At 64.3% G+C, this 20,394-nt stretch carries 18 protein-coding genes and 3 pseudogenes; 9 read left to right on the top strand and 12 right to left on the bottom strand.

Annotated features, from left to right (window positions below):
- Nucleotides 1-520: 520 nt before the first annotated feature.
- Genes dmpG through ABZV44_RS42510 form a run of 3 tightly spaced genes read right to left on the bottom strand, consistent with a single transcriptional unit; the run spans nt 521 to nt 3,326 of the window.
- The gene (dmpG, locus tag ABZV44_RS42520) at nt 521-1,549 is read right to left on the bottom strand and encodes a 4-hydroxy-2-oxovalerate aldolase (RefSeq protein WP_354850066.1); all 1,029 of its coding nucleotides are present in this window, start codon (nt 1,547-1,549) and stop codon (nt 521-523) included.
- A complete protein-coding gene (locus ABZV44_RS42515) occupies nt 1,546-2,517 on the bottom strand; it encodes an acetaldehyde dehydrogenase (acetylating) (protein WP_354850063.1) in 972 nt (323 codons plus the stop codon). Before ABZV44_RS42515 ends, dmpG begins: the two co-directional genes overlap by 4 nt.
- The gene (locus tag ABZV44_RS42510; protein WP_354850145.1) at nt 2,514-3,326 is read right to left on the bottom strand and encodes a fumarylacetoacetate hydrolase family protein; all 813 of its coding nucleotides are present in this window, start codon (nt 3,324-3,326) and stop codon (nt 2,514-2,516) included. The genes ABZV44_RS42515 and ABZV44_RS42510 overlap by 4 nt, the downstream gene beginning before the upstream one ends.
- A gap of 982 nt (nt 3,327-4,308) precedes the next feature.
- On the opposite strand from ABZV44_RS42510, the pseudogene ABZV44_RS42505 reads away from it, so the two are divergent.
- Nucleotides 4,309-5,076 (top strand): annotated as a pseudogene (locus ABZV44_RS42505) (class III extradiol ring-cleavage dioxygenase).
- 74 nt (nt 5,077-5,150) lie between these two features.
- On the opposite strand, the pseudogene ABZV44_RS42500 reads toward ABZV44_RS42505, so the two are convergent.
- From ABZV44_RS42500 to ABZV44_RS42485, 4 genes and pseudogenes are all read right to left on the bottom strand, one after another.
- Nucleotides 5,151-5,843, bottom strand: a pseudogene (locus ABZV44_RS42500) (GAP family protein).
- A 13-nt stretch (nt 5,844-5,856) separates the two neighbouring features.
- A pseudogene (locus tag ABZV44_RS42495) lies at nt 5,857-6,663 on the bottom strand (alpha/beta fold hydrolase).
- Nucleotides 6,663-7,598, bottom strand: a complete 936-nt coding sequence (locus ABZV44_RS42490; protein WP_354850060.1) for a 3-carboxyethylcatechol 2,3-dioxygenase — start codon at nt 7,596-7,598, stop codon at nt 6,663-6,665. The pseudogene ABZV44_RS42495 and the gene ABZV44_RS42490 overlap by 1 nt, the downstream one beginning before the upstream one ends.
- Before the next feature lie 34 nt (nt 7,599-7,632).
- Nucleotides 7,633-8,616, bottom strand: coding sequence for a zinc-binding dehydrogenase (locus ABZV44_RS42485; RefSeq protein ID WP_354850057.1), 984 nt, complete (start codon nt 8,614-8,616; stop codon nt 7,633-7,635).
- A gap of 162 nt (nt 8,617-8,778) precedes the next feature.
- Here ABZV44_RS42485 and ABZV44_RS42480 point away from each other — a divergent pair, with 162 nt between their 5' ends.
- The 8 genes from ABZV44_RS42480 to ABZV44_RS42445 are packed head-to-tail and all read left to right on the top strand — an operon-like array spanning nt 8,779 to nt 16,126.
- The gene (locus ABZV44_RS42480) at nt 8,779-10,137 is read left to right on the top strand and encodes an aromatic ring-hydroxylating dioxygenase subunit alpha (protein WP_354850142.1); all 1,359 of its coding nucleotides are present in this window, start codon (nt 8,779-8,781) and stop codon (nt 10,135-10,137) included.
- On the top strand, nt 10,134-10,472 hold the full coding sequence (locus ABZV44_RS42475) for a non-heme iron oxygenase ferredoxin subunit (protein WP_354850054.1): 339 nt from the start codon (nt 10,134-10,136) through the stop codon (nt 10,470-10,472). The genes ABZV44_RS42480 and ABZV44_RS42475 overlap by 4 nt, the downstream gene beginning before the upstream one ends.
- A complete protein-coding gene (locus ABZV44_RS42470; RefSeq protein WP_354850051.1) occupies nt 10,469-11,683 on the top strand; it encodes an FAD-dependent oxidoreductase in 1,215 nt (404 codons plus the stop codon). The genes ABZV44_RS42475 and ABZV44_RS42470 overlap by 4 nt, the downstream gene beginning before the upstream one ends.
- Nucleotides 11,684-11,740: 57 nt before the next feature.
- The gene (locus ABZV44_RS42465; protein WP_354850140.1) at nt 11,741-12,310 is read left to right on the top strand and encodes a 3-phenylpropionate/cinnamic acid dioxygenase subunit beta; all 570 of its coding nucleotides are present in this window, start codon (nt 11,741-11,743) and stop codon (nt 12,308-12,310) included.
- 22 nt (nt 12,311-12,332) lie between these two features.
- The gene (locus ABZV44_RS42460) at nt 12,333-13,217 is read left to right on the top strand and encodes an alpha/beta fold hydrolase (RefSeq protein ID WP_354850137.1); all 885 of its coding nucleotides are present in this window, start codon (nt 12,333-12,335) and stop codon (nt 13,215-13,217) included.
- Entirely contained in the window at nt 13,214-14,047 is an 834-nt protein-coding gene (locus ABZV44_RS42455) for an SDR family NAD(P)-dependent oxidoreductase (RefSeq protein WP_354850048.1), read from the top strand. The genes ABZV44_RS42460 and ABZV44_RS42455 overlap by 4 nt, the downstream gene beginning before the upstream one ends.
- Nucleotides 14,048-14,078: 31 nt before the next feature.
- Nucleotides 14,079-15,674, top strand: a complete 1,596-nt coding sequence (locus ABZV44_RS42450) for an AMP-binding protein (RefSeq protein ID WP_354850045.1) — start codon at nt 14,079-14,081, stop codon at nt 15,672-15,674.
- Nucleotides 15,671-16,126 carry a hypothetical protein gene (locus ABZV44_RS42445; RefSeq protein ID WP_354850042.1) on the top strand — a complete coding sequence of 152 codons (456 nt, stop codon included), beginning with the start codon at nt 15,671-15,673 and terminating at the stop codon, nt 16,124-16,126. Before ABZV44_RS42450 ends, ABZV44_RS42445 begins: the two co-directional genes overlap by 4 nt.
- Before the next feature lie 126 nt (nt 16,127-16,252).
- Here the strand turns inward: ABZV44_RS42445 and ABZV44_RS42440 are convergent, their stop codons facing one another.
- The 5 genes from ABZV44_RS42440 to ABZV44_RS42420 all read right to left on the bottom strand — a co-directional run bounded on the left by ABZV44_RS42440 (nt 16,253) and on the right by ABZV44_RS42420 (nt 20,287).
- Nucleotides 16,253-16,447 carry a ferredoxin gene (locus ABZV44_RS42440; protein ID WP_354850039.1) on the bottom strand — a complete coding sequence of 65 codons (195 nt, stop codon included), beginning with the start codon at nt 16,445-16,447 and terminating at the stop codon, nt 16,253-16,255.
- 10 nt (nt 16,448-16,457) lie between these two features.
- Entirely contained in the window at nt 16,458-17,597 is a 1,140-nt protein-coding gene (locus tag ABZV44_RS42435) for an aromatic ring-hydroxylating dioxygenase subunit alpha (RefSeq protein WP_354850037.1), read from the bottom strand.
- The gene (locus ABZV44_RS42430) at nt 17,594-17,977 is read right to left on the bottom strand and encodes an iron-sulfur cluster assembly protein (RefSeq protein WP_354850034.1); all 384 of its coding nucleotides are present in this window, start codon (nt 17,975-17,977) and stop codon (nt 17,594-17,596) included. Before ABZV44_RS42430 ends, ABZV44_RS42435 begins: the two co-directional genes overlap by 4 nt.
- Nucleotides 17,974-19,062 carry an amidohydrolase family protein gene (locus tag ABZV44_RS42425; protein WP_354850032.1) on the bottom strand — a complete coding sequence of 363 codons (1,089 nt, stop codon included), beginning with the start codon at nt 19,060-19,062 and terminating at the stop codon, nt 17,974-17,976. Before ABZV44_RS42425 ends, ABZV44_RS42430 begins: the two co-directional genes overlap by 4 nt.
- An 88-nt stretch (nt 19,063-19,150) precedes the next feature.
- Complete coding sequence (locus tag ABZV44_RS42420) at nt 19,151-20,287, bottom strand: acyl-CoA dehydrogenase family protein (protein ID WP_354850030.1); 1,137 nt, start codon at nt 20,285-20,287, stop codon at nt 19,151-19,153.
- Between the last annotated feature and the right edge of the window lie 107 nt (nt 20,288-20,394).

Here is a 20,394-nt window from a genome sequence, read left to right as displayed (position 1 = left end):
GCCGGTGGCAGCAGTGGGCAGCGCCGTATCATCGCTTGTGCAAAGGGCCCGTTCGGAGTTATGTACGGGCGGTGTGTCGCGGGCCTCGCTGCGTTCGAGCAGCTCGACATGATTGGCGCCGAGCGGGAGTTCGATGCCGCAATCAACCTGACACGGAAGGCGGGTGAGGCTCCCCCCGGATAGTGGACACCTGATTCGCAGGACTAATGATCCTGCGGTGGACTACCGGTCGCCGGTCCCGCTGTTCGGTTCCGTTGCCGACGCTGCCGATCACGGACATGCTGATATTCAGTGCCCGAGCGAGGATGCGGCGCAAACGATTAGTAGGATCAGTTGCCGTCGGTCCGACCTCGCGTGACCTCCGTCAGGGTCGGTCGAGGCACCGTCCACTCGATTTCAAGGCAAGGCATCACTCCCTGCCTGGCCCTTGCGCACCCTGCGGCCGACAAGCCGATGGCCTGCCTCGCAGCATTCGATGAACGTGTCTGCGAGACAGGCCAATACGAGGCGAGGCTGCTGGTCAGACGGCAGCGATCGCGACTTTCCCGCTCATGATGTCCAGGGCGATATCGACGATCATGTCTTCCTGACCACCGACCAGACCGCGACGGCCGACCTCGAGCAGCAGGGCACGCGCGTCGACTCCGTAGCGTTCGGCGGCGATCTCGGCATGCCGAAGGAACGAGGAGTAGACGCCGCCGTAGCCGAGTGTCAGGGTTTCCCGGTCGACCTGTACCGGTCGGTCCCGCAATGGGCGGACCAGATCGTCAGCGGCATCCTGCAGGGCGAACAAATCGCAGCCATGCTCCCAGCCTTGAAGGTTGGCGACCGCAATGAAGGGCTCGATCGGGCAATTGCCCGCGCCCGCACCTTGCCCGGCCAGCGAGGCATCGACGCGGGTCACTCCTTCCTCCACTGCGACAACACTGTTGGCAACCGACAGCGAGAGGTTCTCGTGGGCGTGGATTCCGATCTCGGTACCCGGATCGAGCACATCGCGGTAGGCCCGCACTCGCTCCCGCACACCGTCCATGGTCAGGCGGCCGCCGGAATCGGTGACGTAAACACAGTGCGCACCAAACGATTCCATCATCTTTGCTTGAGCGGCGAGCTGCGCGGGATCGGCCATGTGGCTCATCATCAGAAAGCCGGACACATCCATTCCGAGTTCCCGGGCAGTACCGATGTGCTGGGCGGAGATGTCCGCCTCGGTGCAGTGCGTGGCAATCCGCACCGACCGAACCCCGAGATCGTATGCGCGCTTCAACTCCACGATGGTGCCGATGCCGGGCAGCAGCAAGGTGGTCAGCACGGCCTTGTTGATATTGGCCGCCGCTGCTTCGAGCCACTCCCAGTCCGTGTGGCTACCCGGTCCGTAGTTCACCGAGCCGCCGGCAAGTCCGTCTCCGTGGGCGACCTCGATGGCGTCCACGCCCGCCGCGTCGAGGGCGGCCACGATGCGGCCGACGTCGCGCGGATCGATGCGGTGCCGGATGGCGTGCATCCCGTCGCGCAGGGTCACGTCCTGCATATAGAGCTGGTGAATCATCGGGCGGCCTCCGCAGCGACGGTCTTCCGGCGAGCGATCGATTCGGCGACGCGCAGCGCCGCCGATGTCATGATGTCGAGATTGCCCGCGTAGGCAGGCAGGTAGTGCGCGGCGCCTTCGACCTCGAGGAACACCGACACCCGGGTGGTAACCGGCCCCGCGCCCTCCGGTACCAACGTGTGCATCGGCTCGTCCGCACCGATAGGTGTGAACTGCACGTCCTGCTTGAGGCGGTAGCCCGGCACGTACTGTGCCACGCGATCAGCCATTTCGGCGATCGAAGCACGAATGTCGTCATGGACTGCCTCGCCGATCAAACAGAAGACGGTGTCCCGCATGATCAGCGGCGGCTCGGCCGGATTCAAGACGATGATCGCCTTGCCGCGGGCGGCGCCACCGACGGATTCGATAGCGTGCGAAGTGGTTTCGGTGAACTCGTCGATATTCGCGCGGGTACCCGGTCCCGCCGACTTGGACGCGATCGATGCCACTATCTCCGCGTAGTGCACCGGCGTGACTGCGGAAACGGCCGCGACCATCGGGATGGTGGCCTGTCCTCCGCAGGTGACCATGTTGACGTTGCCGACCCCGGCGTCCAAGTGCTGCTCGAGGTTGACCGGTGGTACCACGAAGGGCCCCATCGCCGCGGGTGTCAGGTCGATGAGCTTCTTCCCGAAGGGTTCCAGTTTCGCAGCATTGGCCATATGCGCCTTGGCAGAGGTAGCGTCGAAGACAATGTCGATCTCGTCGAAGTTCGGCAGCCCGATCAGGCCGTCCACACCCTCATGGGTGGTCGGCACCTTGAGCCGTTTCGCACGGGCGAGTCCGTCCGAGTCGGGATCGATGCCGACCATCGCGCCCATTTCCAGGCTGCAGGAAAGCCGGATCACCTTGATCATCAGGTCGGTTCCGATATTCCCGGACCCGATGATGGCGACCTTGGTCTTGCGCCCAGTAGGCGTGCTCATTGCCCCTCCTTAGGGGAGAACGTGGCGAAAACCGAGCCCAGGGGGCCGATGTCGGCCCGGATGCGGGTGCCCGGCGGTGCAGGAACCATCGGGCCGAGCGCGCCGGAAAGCACGATCTGCCCGGACCGCAGTGGATTTCCGTATTCTTTGGCGGTTCGGGCGAGCCAGGCCAGTGCCAGCAGCGGATCGCCGAGGCAGGCGGCACCGGTGCCTTCCGACACCAGCACGTCGTCGGCGTACATCTTCATCGTGACGTCGCGTGGCTCGAATTCCGCTAAGGCGAGCTGCTTTTCGGCGAGTACGAACAGTCCGCTCGAGGCGTTGTCCGCGACCGTGTCGGTGATGGTGATATCCCAGTCCGCGATGCGCGAGTCGACGATTTCCAATGCGGCGACGGCGTAATCGACAGCGGCGCGGATCTGCTCCGCGTCGAGGTCTCCGTCCGCCAGGTCGTCCTTCAGGACGAAGGCGACCTCGGCCTCGGCCTTGGGCTGCAGCAATCGCCGCGAGGGCACCGCCGTCCCACCAGAGACGTCCATGTCGGCGAAAAGCACGCCGAAGTCAGGCTGGTCGACACCGAGTTGCTGCTGTACAGCCGGTGAAGTGAGCCCGATCTTCCGTCCTACCACGACCGCACCGCTGGCGACGCGTCGGCGGGTCAGTTCCTCCTGCACGGCGTAAGCGACTGTGATGTCGCCTACGCCGAGCAGATCACGCACGGGTTCCACCGGCCGCTGCGCACGGACTCCGCTCGTGATGCGGTCGGCAGCCTGCCCGACGATGTTCGCGTCGATCTCGGTAGTGCTCATAGTTGAATTCACGTCCTCCTGCTTGCTGCCCAGACGATCATGTCCTGCAGACCTATCGGGGCCCACCCACACGTTCCGTTGTGCGGCACAAGCACGTCCTTTTACGGATCCGACGGCCGTGAGCTGGACGCAGGCGTTGGATGGAGCACCCGCCTCGAGCGGCCGATCCCGAATCCTGGGACCTGGTTAAGGAAGACAGAGACCGATCGTCAACGCGAGCCCCGTTGGGATTCGGCAGCGAAGCAGGCTCGCACGAGTTCTTCCCAACTCCGTGACAATCGCTCGATGGAGCGGGCGGTGGCAGGCCGGTCGGTCGGGGGCAGGTAGAGGATGATCGGTCCTTCGAGTGCCGCCGCGAGCTGCAACGACAGCGCGGCGAGGTCCCCGAAGTCCACTTCTGCCGTGGCGAGAAGCACCCGGATGTGAGCACGCGAGATCGTGTCGACTCCCTGGAGAACGGGCTGGCTGCCATCGAGCGCATTGCGCGCAATCTCGTAGCGCTCCAGCAGGAATGAGATCCGCGCCCCGCCATATGCCGGCGGGCCATCGGATCGGCCCCGGGACCGAGGGGTGGCGGCCCCGACATAACGCTTTCCTGAAAGGCGCGCTCGTCGTCATCGAGGAGCGCGTGGAAGATCCCCGCTCGGCTGCCGAACCGACGGAAAACGGTGCCCTTGCCGAGACCAGCACGCTCGGCCAGTCCGTCCATTGTGAGCCGCTCCGGCCCCTGCTCGGCGAGCAGGCGGCGCGCAGTCACCAGTAGATGTTGGCGGTTACGCACGGCATCGGCGCGCTCCGCGCGCGGCTTACCCAACGGAGCGAGTTCCCGCAAGTGGGAATCAACGTCGTCCTCATCGTCGTCGCGGTTGCTGTCGCCTGGGGCCGTTTCGATTCCTACGCGTTCTGATCCCGCCGTGTACTTTCTGATCTAGAGCAGCCATTTCCGATGACCACCCCGACGAAGCGTAATCACGAGCATGCGATGCCGGTTCTGTACCTGAGCCACGGTGTTCCGCCGTTGGCCGATGACCCGATCTGGCTGGGACAACTCCCCACCTGGTCCGCCGAACTACCCAGGCCCACAGCCATTCTCATCGTCTCTTCCCACTGGAAGACGCACCGGTCACAGTCGGCGCGACCACCACGGTCCCGCTCGTCTACGACTTCTGGGGATTTCCCGAGCACTACTACCGGGTGCGGTATCCCGCGCCCGGAGCACCGGAGCTGGCGGCCAAGGTGCGCAGTCTGCTGCGCAGGCCGGGCAACGAGGTACACGAGGTTCCCGACCGTGGCCTCGACCACGGCGCCTACGTCCCGCTGGTCGAGATGTACCCAGATGCCGATATCCCGGTGCTGCAGATGTCGATGCCGACCCTGGATCCGGTCGGCTTGTACGAACTCGGGCGTCGCCTCGCGCCGCTACGCGACGAAGGCGTCTTGATCATCGGCAGTGGATTCTTCACCCGTAACCTGCGCGAGATCGATCCGAGTGCGGGCGTCGACAACGCGCCCGCGTTGTCGAAAGAGTTCGACGCGTGCGGACGAGAAACCCTCGCCGCGGGCGACCTCGACGCACTGCTGGATTTTCAGCACGCCACGCCCGATGCGTGACGCGCCCATCCACGCAGCGAGCACTTCGCCCCCACTGTTCGTCACCGTCGGCGCCGGCGAGTCGGATTTGCACGCTCAGCGTACCGTCATCGACGGATTCTGGGCAGGCCTTGCCAAGCGGTCCATCCAGATCAGCTGAACGACATACAGTTTCAACCTTCGGCGCGTACGGCAGCCTCTTTTGCTCCTCACAAAGAATAAGGATGCCGCACATCATCTTTCATGCCACACAGAGCAGTTGCGCCAGAACGCGTCCACCACGAGCACCATCCCAAAGGCCACGAACAGCACCCGAACCGACATGGGACCGAAGCGGCTCACCGCGCGGACGAACACACGGTAAAGCCGCCGCACCGCACCGAGCGACGAGCCGCCGTGAACACCACCAGGATCGGCGGCAACAATGCGATCAAGCAATACGCGACCACGATCAATGGCCAACAGTGGCGGGCGCGGGTCTCGCACCGTGAGCATTGTCAGCGCCGCCAGGTACGGAACCGCGGTCGATGCCTGGCCGAGGCCGACGCCCGCTCCGATCAAGGCAAGCATCCACGGTCGCCGACGGGCTTCGATCGCCCAGGGCGGTATCGCTCCGTTGTTCGCCGGTAACCGGACGCATCCAAGGATCACCAGGACTGCACCGGCAAGGAGTTCTCCCCAAGAGCGAACAGTTGGCGTGATGTCGAAATGAGTGATATCTGTCAAGCGGCTCAACCCGAGCACGGTGTAGATGCCGAAAGCCGTTGTCACGGCGAAGACTCCTGCGATGAAGCTTGAGGCTCCCGGCACTGGTGAGCGGCGGGCCAACCGACTGTCGACGACCACTGCGGCCGTGATCCCTACGTTCAGGACGTGGAGAGAGTCCACGAAAGCGAACCCTGCGAGGGACGCCAAGAAGGTCAGCATGACGCCGTCGGGTTCACCGGTGAACGACGCCATGGTCACCGGCGTAGATGTCCGGTTGAACCGAGCTTGTGAGGCGACTCGCGACCAAGGCGTTGAAGGTCTCCGGGTCTTCCACGTTCGCCAGGTGACCAACGCTCGGGATGATTCGAAACGTCGAATCTGGGATCAGCGAAGCCAATTCGCGCACCAACGATGGTGGAGTCACCCGATCCTGTTCACCCGCCACGACGAGCGTGGGCACAGTGATTCGCGGCAGCAGTGGCTCAGCGTCGTGACTGGCCAAGGCATCGCAACAGGCGGCGTATCCGTTGGGGTCCATCGTCGACAGCATCAGCAGGGACGCGGCGCACACGTCGGGTGCCCGCTCAGCGAACTCCGGGGAGAAGCGCCGTCCGGTCGTTATGCGGACAATTTCGGAGAACCTGTGTGTGCGTGCCTGAGCGGCCCGTGCGCCTCAGAAAGCCGCGTCGTATTGCGGTGCCGCACAGGCGATCACCATCCGATCGATGCGCTCCGGCCAGCCCGCGCCGAGAGCTTGCGCGACCGCACCGCCGAAACTCAACCCGACAACCGAGAAGCGACCGACGCCGAGCACATCCAGCAACCGGACCACCTCGGCCGCGAATCCCGCTACCGTGCAGGAAGTCGCGGGAATAGAACTGCCGCCATGGCCCGGCAGATCGACCGCGATGGTCCGGACATCGCTGCCGAACGCTCGCAGCTGCGGATCCCACATCGCCAGCGTCGTTCCGAGAGAACCGATGAACACCACGACCTGAGCGCTAGCCGCACCGCTGTCGGTGTAATTCGGATAGCTCATCACCGGCGAGCTGTCGTAACCGAGAATCCCGCGATCCATGCTGGAATCGCCTCGTAGAAGCGGTAATTCATCTCGTAATCACCACCGGCAGCGAGTGCCGCATACGCCGCGACCCAGGTCCGGACCTCGTGCGCGGAACCGCCGCCCTCTCGTGCCATCGCCTCCACGGTCCAGTTGTCGAATTCCGCGAGGGCACCGGATTGCAGCAGATCGAGCAGGTGGTTGTCCCAGGAGGGATTGATCGGGGTCATAATCGACGTCCCGGCGACGTAGTCACGACCAGCCTGGACGACCCGCTCCTCCCCCTTGGCACGCTGCTCCGGCGTAGGCGTATGCCCTTCGATCAGCGCGTCGGCCACGCGCGGAGGCGCGCCTTGGAGTACCGGTACCGGCGGGTCGTGCGAGAGTCCGCCGGATGCCAGATACAGCACGCGCAGGTCGAGATCGTCCGCCGCCTGACCGATGGCGGTTCCCAGAGCGCGAATTCGGCTTACCGGCCCCAGCGGGGTCGCGACGCCGTTGACGAATACCGGGACCACCGGAACTTCGGCGATCCCGCCGAACAGCATTTCCAGCGGCTGGGCGAAGCCATGATCAACCGTCATGCGCGAGGAGATGGTCAAGTCGACGCCCCGGTCCAGTACGCCCTGTGCAATCAGCTTGGCGGCGCCGGCGTCCACGGACAGCGGTCCCGCCGTGGTGTCGAAATCACCGACCGCGTGCGCCTCGGTGGCGAGGCAGAACGGCGGCATTTCCTTGTAGAAGAAGCCGTTGTAATGATCAGGCGCGAACAGAACGACGAGCTCGGGATCGAAGTCTTGGATGAAATCCCTTGCTGCCGAGATGGCTTCACCCACACGGGTCAGCACTTCCGGTTCCGGGTCGTTCTTTCCGATGAGCGGCGAATGGGACAAGCCCACGGCTGCTGCAGTCATGAGCGATTCCTCGAGACGTAGGTTGGTGCGGCGATCACTGCGCCACAGCGGGTGGGTGGATAACGATCTTGCCGGTCAGATCGCCGTCGATCATGAGCTGGAAGCCCTTGTGAATCTCGCTGAGCGGCAAAGCCCTATCGATCACCGGGCGCACGCCGGTGGACTCCATCATGCGCAGCATCGACACCAACTCCGCGCGAGTACAGCCGGTGGAGCCGAGAATTCGCTGCTGCAGGTAGAAGATCCGCGCGAGATCTGCCGGCGGCTGCGTGCCACTGGTGGCCCCGGCCACGACGATCGCTCCGCCCGGGCGCAGCGATCGCAACGAGTGGTCCCACGTCGCCGCGCCGACGGTTTCGATGACCACATCGACCTTCTCCGGCAGGCGTTCACCGGTAGGCACGGCTGCGTGCGCCCCCCAGAACAGTGCCTCCCGTCGCTTGGCTGCACTGCGGCTTGTCGCATAGACCACAGCACCCGCGCCGACAGCGAGTTTGATTGCCGCCGACGCGACCCCACCACCCACACCCTGCACGAGTACCCGGTCACCGGAACGAATTCCCGCCTTGGTGAACAGCATTCGATAGGCAGTGGTCCAAGCCACCGGCAGGCACGCGGCTTCGTCGAAGGACAACCACGACGGTTTCGGGACCAGGTTTCGGGTCGGGACAGTCAGGAACTCGGCGAAAGTGCCGTCGTACATCTCCGACATCAGCGCCCGGTTCGGATCCAGAGTCTCGTCGCCACCGCCGGCGTCGGGATCGGCGATCACGGGGTGGATGATCACCTCATTACCGGCGGCGTCATAACCCGCGGCATCACAACCGAGGACAATGGGTAGCCGCTCCGCTGGATGACCGACTCCCCGCAACGTCCACAAATCATGCATGTTCAGCGACGCCGCCGCGACACGAACCAGTGTCCATCCGGGCTTCGGGATCGGGACGGGAATGTCGCGCACCACCAGACCTGCGAGCGGATCGGTAGCACTCTGGGAGATTGCCTGTGCTGCGAGCATGCCGCCACAGTCGCGCGCCGGACCAGTCCGGTGATAGCGGACGTGCCGCCCAGCGGAACACAGCGATGCGACAATCTGCACCCCCGTGACCTGCGGACACGCGTGCCGCCCTACGGAACGTCGGGTGGAGATCACCCCCGGGTGACGGCTTATCTGGTGGACATGACCTCCACCATCGAACCTGCCACCGGCCGCGAAGCCGCCTGTGCCACCCCGTGTGGCGCGTTGCGCCGCCCGGCCGCGCTGGTCCGCAATGTCGATGTCTCCGGGCTGGTCGACAGCGACACCGGTCTGCTGGATCGGGCCATTTTCACCGATGACCAGCTGTACCGGCAAGAGTTGCGCCGTGTCTTCGCCCCCAGCTGGCTGTTTCTCGCACACACCGACCAGTTCCACAAACCCGGCGACTTCTTCACCACGTACATGGGCGAGGACCCGGTCATCGTCACGATGGACAAGAACCGGCGCATCCGCGCCTACCTGAATTCCTGTCGTCATCGTGGCGCCCGCGTCTGCCGCGCCGATGAGGGCGCGACCCGCAACTTCACCTGCACCTATCACGGCTGGGCCTACGACCTGGACGGCAAGCTCGTCTCCATCCCCAACAAGGACGGCTATCCGGAGTCGTTCGACACCAAGGACTGGGGCCTGGTCGAGGTCCCGCATGTGGAGTCCTACCGCGGCTTGATCTTCGGCACTTGGAACCCCCAGCCATCGCCGTTGCGGGAATACCTCGGCGATATGGCCTGGTACCTCGACGCCATGCTCGATCACGACGACGAGGGAACCGCGGTCGTCGGGGGCGTTCACAAATGGGTACTGGATGGCAACTGGAAACTGGCGGCCGAGCAGTTCGCCACCGACTGGTACCACGTCAACATGAGCCACGCGTCCGCGCTGATGGTGTTGTCGCCCACCAAGAATCCGAAGAACGAGATCGTGCACCGCACCGGTCGGCAGTTCCTCGACCCCAACGGGCACGGCGCTGGTTTCCCGGTGCATCCCAAGAACCGCTTCAATGCGCAGAAAGTCCATGAATGGACCGACTACGATGCGCTCCGTGAGCGCCTCGGCGACGCGCGCGTCGAAGGTCCGCTCACCGATGGTCATGCCACCGTCTTCCCGAACTTCTCCTATCTCCCGGTGATAGGCACCATCCGGGTCTGGCATCCCAAGGGACCCGACCGGATGGAGGTGTGGTCGTGGACCGTGGTCGACAAGTCGATGCCGCCGGAAGTACGTGAAGCACAACGGCTTTACAACCTGCGCACCTTCGGTCCCAGCGGCATCTTCGAGCAGGACGACGGCGAGAACTGGAGCGAGGTTCAGGCGATCTCCCACGGCTTCATCACCAACTCGGTGCCTTTGAACTATCAGATGGGACTGGGCTCCGAGCGAGAAGACGGCCGTCACCCCGGCACTACCAGCGAGCTCTACAGCGATGCCGCGGGCCGCGCCTTCTACGGTCGCTGGCGCGATCTGATGAACACCCCCGCCTGGCATGAGAAGGAAAACCGATGAGCAGCAATGGTATTCACGTCGCGGCACTCGATGACATCCCGATCGGCGAGGGCATCGCGATTGGCAAAGCCGTCACCGGCACGGAAGACGACATCGCTCTGCTGCGCGACGTCGACGGCGCCGTGTACGCCCTCGACGACACCTGCCCACACGAGATCGCTTCTTTAGCCGAAGGCTGGGTGGAAGAAGGCTTCGTGGAATGCCCTATGCACTCCAGCAAGTTCTGCCTGAAAAGCGGTGAGGTGCAGTGCCTTCCGGCTACCCGGGATGCCCGCCCGCACCGTGTCGAAGTCCGTGACGGAGCGGTCTTCCTGTTCCCGAATGAGGCACCGTGATCGGCAGCGTCGTGATCGTCGGAGGCGGTATTGCCGGTGTCAGCACCGCTGCCGCGCTCCGAATGGGTGGATTCGTCGGAGACATCACCCTAGTGGACTCTGGTGAGTTCCCCTATGACCGGCCACCGCTGTCCAAAGACTTCCTCGAAGGGCGCAAATCGCTCACCGAAATTGCACTGCAGCCCCCACAGTGGTACGACGACAACAAGATTCGTCTCTTCTCGGAGTCGCGCGCCACAGCTCTGCACACCGCGTCCGGTGAAGTCGAACTGTTCGACGGCACCATGATCGCCGCGGATCGTGTCGTGCTCGCGACGGGAGGGCGGGCAGCCCGGCCTCCGATCAAAGGTGGTTCCAGTCCGCGTGTGCATGTGTTGCGCACCGCCACGGACGCGACCCGGCTGCGGGCCGCGCTGACCGCGGGTGCGCGGGTGCTCGTCGTCGGCGCGGGTTTGATCGGTGCCGAAGTCGCCTCCACCGCGGTCGAGCTCGGATGCGAGGTCACCCTGGTCGATCCGGTTCGCCCACCGCTGACCGCAGCCGTCGGCTCGACGATCGCCACGTGGATGCACGACCAACACGTCGTCCGCGGCATCCGAACGGTGCGCGCCGGCGTGGAAAGTCTGCACGACACCCCAGTCGGAATCGAAGCCCGCCTGTCCGGCAGCGATGAAGCCACCACTTTCGACGTGGTCGTCCTCGGTGTGGGCATGGTGCCCGAGACCGCGCTCGCCGATGCGGCCGGGCTCGAGATCGATCGCGGCATCGTCGTCGATCAGACCCAAACCACCTCCAATCCCGCAGTGCTCGCTGTCGGAGACCCCGCCCGCTTGCGCCGCGACGGAGCGTTGCTCCCCCGCACCGAGCACTGGGAAGCCGCGCAGCGCGACGGGCAGCGGGCCGCCGCGACCATCCTCGGCACCACTCCACCGGCCGACACCGCGTCGTGGTTCTGGACCGATCGCCACCATCGGCATATCGAGGTCGTCGGCACGATGGCGGGCGCCGAACGCACAGTACTTCGCGGCATGCTCGGCGGACTCGCGTTCTCCGTATTCGGCCTGGTCGGCGACCAGGTCGTCGGTGCGGTCAGCATCGACGATTCCAAAGCCGTGCGCGCCGCGCGGCGACTCATCGACCGTGGTGTCGCCATCGATGCGAGCCAGCTCGCTGACGCGTCGATCGATCTTCGAAAACTGCTCCGCGGATGACGTGCCGCTGTGCGGCACAACCGCTTCGGCGATCTCCTGCAGAAGGGATGGAATGACATCGTGAGCACCACGACAGCGCAGTCGCTCGCCGGAATCCGGGCCGACCGCGATACCCATTTCGAGGTCGAACAGTTCTACTACCTCGAGGCACAGCTGCTCGACGACGGCCGGTTCAGCGACTGGCTGGATCTGCTTGCCGAAGACCTGGCCTACTGGATGCCCATCCGCACCAACCGGTTACGTCGCCAGCAGGCTCTGTCGATCGCCGCCCGGGGCGAGGCCGCGTACTACGACGAGACCAAAGACAGCCTCGCCTGGCGCATCCGCCGCTTCGACTCCGGCATGGCGTGGGCCGAGGACCCGCCGTCCCGCACCCGGCACTTGGTCACCAATGTGGTTGTGCACCATGCCGATCCGGAAGAAGACCCGAGCTTCACGAGCGAGGACCTGCTGGTGCGCTCGGCCTTCCTCGTCTATCGCAACCGGCTCGAACGCGAGGAGAACGTCTTCGCCGGGCAACGCACCGACATCCTGCGCCGCACGGAGAACGGACTGCGCGTGACCCGGCGCGACATCCTGCTGGATCAGAACATCCTGCAGGCCAAGAACATCTCCACCTTCTTCTGATACGAGGGGACAAACCGTGTCCATCACCGAACTCGACCTCACCTTGCGACAGCGTGACATCCGGCTCACCCACCACACCGTCGACACCTCTCTCGGCCAGATTTCCGTCGCCGCGGCCGGGTCCGGACCGGTATTGGTCATGCTGCACGGCGGCGGTCCCGGCGCCTCCGGCGTCAGCAACTACCACCAGAATCTGCCGACACTGGCATCCCGCTTCCGCGTGATCCTGCCCGATCAGCCGGGTTTCGGCGGCAGCTACCGCCCCGGTGAAGCCGATCTCGATTCGCGCTCCATCACCCAGATCACCGTCGATGCCCTGTTCCAGGCCCTGGATTCCCTGGGCATCGACCGGTTCCATCTGCTCGGAAACAGCCTCGGCGGTGCGGCCGCAATCGCGATGGCGCAGGCACAGCCCGAGCGAATCGCTGGCCTGGTCCTCATGGCACCCGGCGGCGGCTGGCTGCCTTTCGGCCCGACACCGACCGAAGGCCAGAAGGAGATGTTCCGCTACTACAACGGCGGCGGACCCAGCGAAAAGAAGATGGCCAACTTCATCCGCACAATGGTCTTCGACCACAAACAGTTCGGTGAAGACGTCGTCAAAGCCCGCTACGAAGCCTCACTCGACAAAAGCCACATCGAGTTCTACCACCACTACAACGCAGCCTTCGCGAAACGGCACGGCATGGACCCGCTGTGGCGCGACCTGCACAAGATCAAGGCACCGACCCTGCTGCTGTGGGGCCGCGACGATCGCACGATCACTCTCGACGGCGCACAGATCATGCTCAAGAACATCCGGAATGTGCAGATGCACGTCTTCGGCAACTGCGGCCACTGGGTGCAGCTGGAACGGGCAGCCGAATTCGAACGTTTGGTTAGCGACTTCCTGGGAGACCTGGCATGACCGGCTGGCTCAACGGCTACAGCGCACTCATCACCGGCGGTGGATCCGGGATCGGCCGTGCTGTGGCTGAACGCTTTGTAGCAGAAGGCGCTTCGGTCACCATCGTGGGCCGCGGAATCGACCGGCTGAAAGAAGTGGTCGAAGCCTCCCCCGACCCACAGCGTATGCACGCGGTCGAGGCCGACGTCCGCAACTCCGACCAACTCCATTCCGCGGTCGCCGAAACTGTCGACCGCTTCGGCAAACTCGACACCCTCGTCGCGAATGCCGGCATCTGGGACTTCCAGCGCCAGCTCACCCGACTGACGGCCGCAGAGCTTTCCAATACCTTCGACGAACTGTTCTCGATCAACGTCAAGGGCTACTTGTTGGCCGCGGAAGCCGCCTGGCGCGAACTGGTCAATACCCGCGGCAGCATCGTCATGACCCTGTCCAATGCCTCCTTCTACGTCAACGGCGGCGGCCCGATCTACACGGCAAGCAAGCACGCCTGCCTTGGCCTCATGCGCGAACTCGCCTACGAGCTGGCTCCGAAGGTACGTGTCAACGGCGTCGCCTGCGGCGGCATGAACACCGACCTGCGCGGCCCCGAATCACTTGCCCTGAAAGAACGTTCGCTGGCCGCGTCCTTCTCCAAGAAGACCACTGACACTCCACCGCCGCCCATCCCGCTGCACGACTCGAGCACCGACCCCCGCGATTTCACGGGGTCCTACGTTCTGCTCGCTTCCCGGGAGCAGAGTGGCCCGATCACCGGCCAGGCAATCTCGGTGGACGGTGGTATCGGCGTGCGCGGCTTCGCCACGGCGGCCGGCGGCGACAACCTCTGACCAGCTCACCGACGAGCCCTACGGAGATTCGATGTTAACGGCACATTCTGCGAATTCCGGTGCGGCGGTGGATGTCAACCCGGCGTCCTCGATCGCGGCCGTCGCCCGCTACCAGGCCGATCGGGTCGCGATCCGATACGCCGGAGGCGATCTCAACTTCGCTCAACTCGACGATCGAGCCGCGCGCCTTGCCGCTGTCCTCGCCGACCGCGGCGTCGGCGAGGGCGACCGGGTCGCCTATCTCGGCCTCAACAGCTCCGCCTTCCTGGTCACCATGTTCGCGGCATTCCGGCTGGGCGCGATTTTCGTTCCGATCAACTTCCGCCTCGCCGAAGCCGAACTGGGCACCGTACTGGCGGGCAGCGGCGCAATCGCCGCGGTCTGCGAGGAAGGCCACCGTGCCGTACTGGACGGAGTCCGGCGGGGTTCCGCACTGCGCGTCCTCCTGCTCATCGACGACGACCACCAGGTTCCTGCCACAGATCCTGGCGGGCAGTGGGAGCTTTGGAGTCCGGTCCTTGCCGCCGCGCTACCAGCCGGTCCTCCAATGGCACGCGGTTTCGACGAACCCGCGATCCTCATGTTCACCTCCGGCACAACAGGATCTGCGAAAGGTGTGACACTCACCTACGGCAACATCTGGTGGAACGGCATCAATGTCGACTCCCGCCTCGACACCCGCAGAGGAGACGTCACACACGCGGTCGCGCCGCTGTTTCACATCGGCGGACTCAATGCTCTCGCGCTGCGTACCCTCGTACGAGGCGGCACTCTGGTAGTCCGCCGCAGCTTCGATCCACCGGCGTTTCTGCGCGATCTGATCGAGTACGAGGTGAATTCGTTCTTCGCTGTCCCGGCCATGCTCACCTCGCTGGCGCGGGTCCCCGAACTGTTCGACACCACACTTCCTCAGCTTCGCACTATCGTTGTGGCCGGCGCTCCTGTCCCGCCCTCCCTCATCGAACTGTATGCGGCAGCACATGGGATCACCCTGCAGCAGGCATGGGGGCTGACCGAGACCGCGCCTTTCGCGACACATCTACCGGCCGAATTCACTCTCACCAAGGTCGGATCCGCAGGGATTGCAATGCCCCACACCGAGGTTCGGGTGGTCCACCCGTCGACCAACACATCGGTGCCAGCCGGAATCAGCGGCGAGATCGTCGTTCGGGGACCCAACGTGACTCCGGGATACTGGAACAATCCGAAGGCCACTGCGGCGGCCTTCGACGCCGAGGGCTGGTTCCACTCCGGCGATATCGGCTACCTCGACTCGGACGGCTTCCTCTACATCGTCGATCGACTCAAGGACATGATCATCAGCGGTGGCGAGAACGTCTACCCCGCCGAGGTCGAGAGCGCCCTGGCCGACCTCCCTGGCCTGGTCGACATCGGCGTCGTCGGCACTCTCGACGAGCGATGGGGGGAAACCGTAGCCGCGGTCATCAGTTGCGCCGACGGTGCTCAGCTCACTCTCGAAGATCTACAGCAGCACGCCGCCGACAAGTTGGCCCGGTACAAGCTCCCCCGGCGGCTCGCGATCGTGAAGACCGTACCGCGCAACGCCTCTGGAAAACTCGACAAGATCGCCATCCGCCGCCTGATCGGGGAGGACCCGCTGCCGTGACTATGCCAACCATCCCCATACCGGCCTTGGCCGCTCCCTGGACACTTATCGTCCGAAGGCAAGGACGCACAACGGTTCTCGCCGAAATTTGCGATCACTCTGGAATCCGAGCAACCGTCGAACTGGAGCGCTGCGCAGCAGGACGACTGCGCGCCGCATATCCTGCGAACGCGCACGACATCGAGATCCGTCTAGTCGACGAGGCATCCTCACGCACCACTGATGTCCTGCGGGTCCTCGCTTCTGCGATCGAAGTCGCTGACCCGCACTGCCGCAGAATCATTTTCGCCGCGCCTGCCGGAGACTGGTCCACGATTGCGGGCGCGCAGGCCGGGGGTTTCCGATATGTGGTCGACGTCGATGTACCCGGCGCTGAGTTGAGCCTGCTGGCAGCGGAACCGGATTGGGTCACCGCGATCGATATGGACCTCGACCGCGTGCCTGGCACTTGATCCATACATGCCCCGAAAGCGGCAAGACGTGCCGCTAAAGGTGCGAGGAAGCGGCGGTGATAGCGACGGCGCCCTCACCACCGTACGATGACCGGCTCCCCACACAACCGGTTCAGATGTCTCGGCTCAGTCCTCGATCACGATGGACTCGGTCGGGCAGTCGTAGGCGCCGCGGCGCAGATCCTCCATCGACGCCGACGCGGCGGCTTCGGAGTCGAAGATCACCAGTCCCCCGTCATCGATGTCAAACACTCCCGGGCAGGCCAGGACACAGTTCCCGTAGCCCTCGCATTTCTCCCGGTTCACGCGGACGTTCGGCATTTCTTCTCCTCTACAGCCGCTTCTCGACCTGCTCGTGGAAGGAGGTCAGCCGGCTCTCGGCAGTGTTGAACAGGTTGCGGGTGAAGCCGCGCGATCCGATTACGCGGGCGAAGTCGTTGATCACCTCGGAGTCCTCACCCACGACCTCGAGGAACGCCTCCCAGTCCCGTTTGTTGGCCTTCGCCCATTTCTCGTCGGTCCGCCCGGGCGGAGTCGGGCCCACGATCTGGTACGCGCACAGCACTGTCTCGTCGACCGAGACCGGCCAGGCCGACCACATCTGCAGATGCGTCGGGAAACAGCTAAAGATGGTGTTCGGGAAGACCAGGTAGTGGCACAGGTGTGACGTGCGGTGATCGGCGCCTTCCGCGGCCTTGTCGGTGAAGCCGCGGATCGGGATCGTCATCCACGTGTGGGGCTCGGTGATCTTCAGGATGGCGTCCCGCCACATCACCGTTCCGGCGAGCGTGTCCTTGTGGGTGAAGGGCACATGCCAGGTCTCGTTGAATGCATCGACGACGATCTTCCAGTTCGCCTTCAAGGTGACGCTCGTGCGATAGACCGTGGTGAATTCCTCAAGGTCGTACCCTTCGAGCTCGTCGCCGATGGTTCCCAGGTATTCGCGCAGTGCGGGGATCCGTTCGGAGAACGACAGCCAGATCCAGCCGCCCCATTCCTCGGCGCGCACCGCCGGTGCTCGCAGCCCTTCGAGGTCGCACTCGTCGAACGATTCACGCAGCGGGACGCTGGTCACCTCGCCGTCGAGGTTGTAGACAAACCCGTGCCAGGGGCATTTGAACTTACCGATCTTGCAGTTTCCGGAACCGTTGACCAGGCGGGCGCCGCGGTGCTGGCATACGTTGTGCCATGCGGCCACCGTCCCGTCGGCGCGCCGGGTGATCACGACCGATTGGCCCATCTGCTCCCAGACGATGTAGTCCTTGGGCGCGGCGACGTCGGAGGACGGGTGCACCGGGAACCACGCCTCGAGCAGGACGTTCTCAAGTTCCCGGTGGTATCGGCCCTCGTCGCGGTAGATCTCGACGTCGACCTTGGCCGGCGGCAGTGGGTACTGCTTCTCGGCCATGGTCATCCCCATGGAGTAGGGCTCGAAGTCGGCGCTGGCGGGGTTCGCTTCGCTGTAGGTCATTTCGATGTCCTTTCCGCGATGCCGTGGTCGGCACCCACCACCGCGGGCAGCCCGCGGCGGGTGTATGGCGTGGTCGGGGAGATCGGGAGACCGCGCTGGACGCGATCCGGTGTCCAGAGTTTGCGGGTGGAGGGGATGACCTCCACGTGATCGACACCGTCGAGTTCCCCGACGGCGTCGGCGATGTAACGACTCATCGAGGTGAGATGGATGCAGGAGGTATCGGTCAGCACGAGTTCGATTTCCACTCGTCCGTCCTGAATCCGCACCTCGTCGACCAGGCCCATCTCCTTCACGCTCATCGCGTCGTGCATGAGCAGCGAGCAGGGCTCGGGAACCGTGTCGATCTTGTCGAGCACCTGCTGGCGTGTGGGGATCACGAGACTGCTCCGGCCGTCGTCCCGGCGCGAAGCGCGTGCCACGGGCCGATGCGGTCGTCGGATTCACGAAGCCGGCTGAATCCATCACCGTCGATCCCGGCCAGGATCTCTTCGTCGGTCAACCCTTGCAGGCGCAGGCTGTTGCGCCCAAGTATGTTGCGTCTGTCCTCTTCGGAGATCTGGCGCAGGTCGAATTCGTCGAGAATGGCCTCAGGAATCGTGTAGTCCGCGAATTCCGCCAGCAGCGGTGCGGGGTGCATCAGGTTCACCCCGCTCGAGAACATCAGCTGCTCGGAGCCGCAGTGGGTCAGCAGCGTTCCGAGCACCCGGCCGAACAGTTCGGGCTTGGAGACGAGGTACTGAAAGGTCGTCTCGAGCGTTGCGTACATGTTGGGGTGATTACGCAACAGATCGACGGTCTGGTCCAGGAACGCGGTGCCGGCGTGCACCATCTGGATGCGCAGATCGGAGAACCGGTCCAGCGCTTCGTGCAGATCGTCGATAGCGAACGCTTCCTTCGGCGCGGGCTTGAGCCACAGCGCCTTGTGGACCGCGATGTTGCGCAATCCCAGATCCCGCGCGGCTTCCAACAACGGGGCCGCGTATTCGAGGCTGTCCATCCGCCAGCCCTCGCCGCGGCCGTCGTAGAAGAATGCCGGATAGAGCTTGAGACCGATAACCTGGTAGTCGGCGACCTGCTGTTCGAGCTGCGCGATTGCCACATCAGTCTGCGGCGCGTCCACAGTGGCATACATCTGGAATCGCTGCGGGTACTTCGCGACCAAGGCCGCCGCCCGCGCCGGTTTCGTCACGTGATCGCGCACGAAACCCAAGCTGGGCAAGGAATGGATCACCGCGAAATCCACCGGGCTCTCGACGAAGAGCGCCTCCGCCATCGCCTCGTATGAGAAATCCGCGAAGAACTCTTCCCTGGTGAGCACGTGATCGCGGTACCGATCGCCGAAGGCGAGGCGATGGGCTCCATAGACAGCCTCGAGCTGACGCTCGGCACCGGGTGCCTGATTGGCGGAACAGAGGTCGTACGGATGTACGACCGCATCGACCACCACCGTGTTGCCTAGCATGAACAGCCTCCACCAATAACAATCGTTTGTTTTTTCCAGAGTGGACGTTTGCCCGCTCCTCGTCAAGACCAAGTAGCCCGATAGCGGATCACAGGCCCATCTGCTTGGCGATGATGCTGTACTGAATCTCGTTGGTGCCGCCACCCACCATGCCGTGCTTGGCTTCCCGGAAGTAGCGCTCCATGTCGTACTCGGGCAGAGTCGCGTAGCCGCCGAGGGCCTGCATGCCATTGGTGGCCACCTGGAAGGCCGTCTTGGCCGCGAAGACCTTGGCGATCGAGACCTCCTTCAGGACCTTCTCGCCGCGGGCGAGCTTCGTCGCCGCGCTGTAGACCAGCAGGCGAGCCGCCTGCACCTCGCACTCGTCCTGCGCCATACGGTGCTTGAGCACCTGGAACGACGACAGCGGACGGCCGAACTGCGTGCGATCCTTCGTGTAGCGGATCGTATCGTCGAGCGCCGTCCGAGCATTGCCGACGTAGGTGGCCGCCAGGCTCAACCGTTCCCACTCCAAGTGACCGCCGACGACCTGCCAGCCGTCGCCGGGTTCACCGATGATGTTCTCGATCGGGACGCGGGCATCGGTCAGGAATATCTCGGTGGTGCCGAGCGTGCGGCGCACGATGGTGTCGAGTTTGCGGACGTCGACCCCGTCGGTGGTGTTGGGCACCAGGATCATGCTCAAGCCCTTGTGCTTGTCCTCCGCGGTGCGGGCCATGACCGCGATGACCGTGTTCGGCAGATGCGCGCCCGAGCAGAACACCTTGTTGCCGTTGAGGACCCACGAATCCCCGTCCTGCACCGCGCGGGTACGTAGGCCGGCGGCGTCGGACCCCGCGTTGGGCTCGGTGATCGAGATACTGAACTTGGTGTCGCCGTCGAGGAAGCCGGGCAGGTACTTCTCGCGCTGGGCGTCGCTCCCGTGGAAGGCGATATTGGTGGCGGTGAACATCGAGGTCATGATTGCCGCGGCGAAGTCGAGGCTGTACTTGGCAATCGCTTCACAGAAGATCGCGTACATCACCGGATCGGCTTCGAGACCGCCGTACTGCTCCGGGATCAGCAGCCCCAGCCAGCCGCGTTCGGCAATCTTCTTGTATGCGTCGTGAGGGAACTCGCGCGACTCGTCGTGCTTGCGGATGTACTCCAGACCGACCTCGCGGTCCATGAAGGTGTGGACAGTATCGGACCACATCTGCTGCTCGTCGGTGAAACGGAAGTCCATGAACCCTCCTGAAGTGATGTAGGCCCGCAGCCCGATCGGCTGTGGTGTTGACCACACTAGCTGGTCGTGCTAGCAATAAACAAGTGATTGTTTTTTGAGAGACAGCC

The sequence above is a fragment of the Nocardia sp. NPDC004860 genome, assembly GCF_040609015.1.
Taxonomy (GTDB): domain Bacteria; phylum Actinomycetota; class Actinomycetes; order Mycobacteriales; family Mycobacteriaceae; genus Nocardia.
Note: the sequence above shows the minus strand (reverse complement) of the source record. Positions and strands in the feature narration are given on the sequence as shown.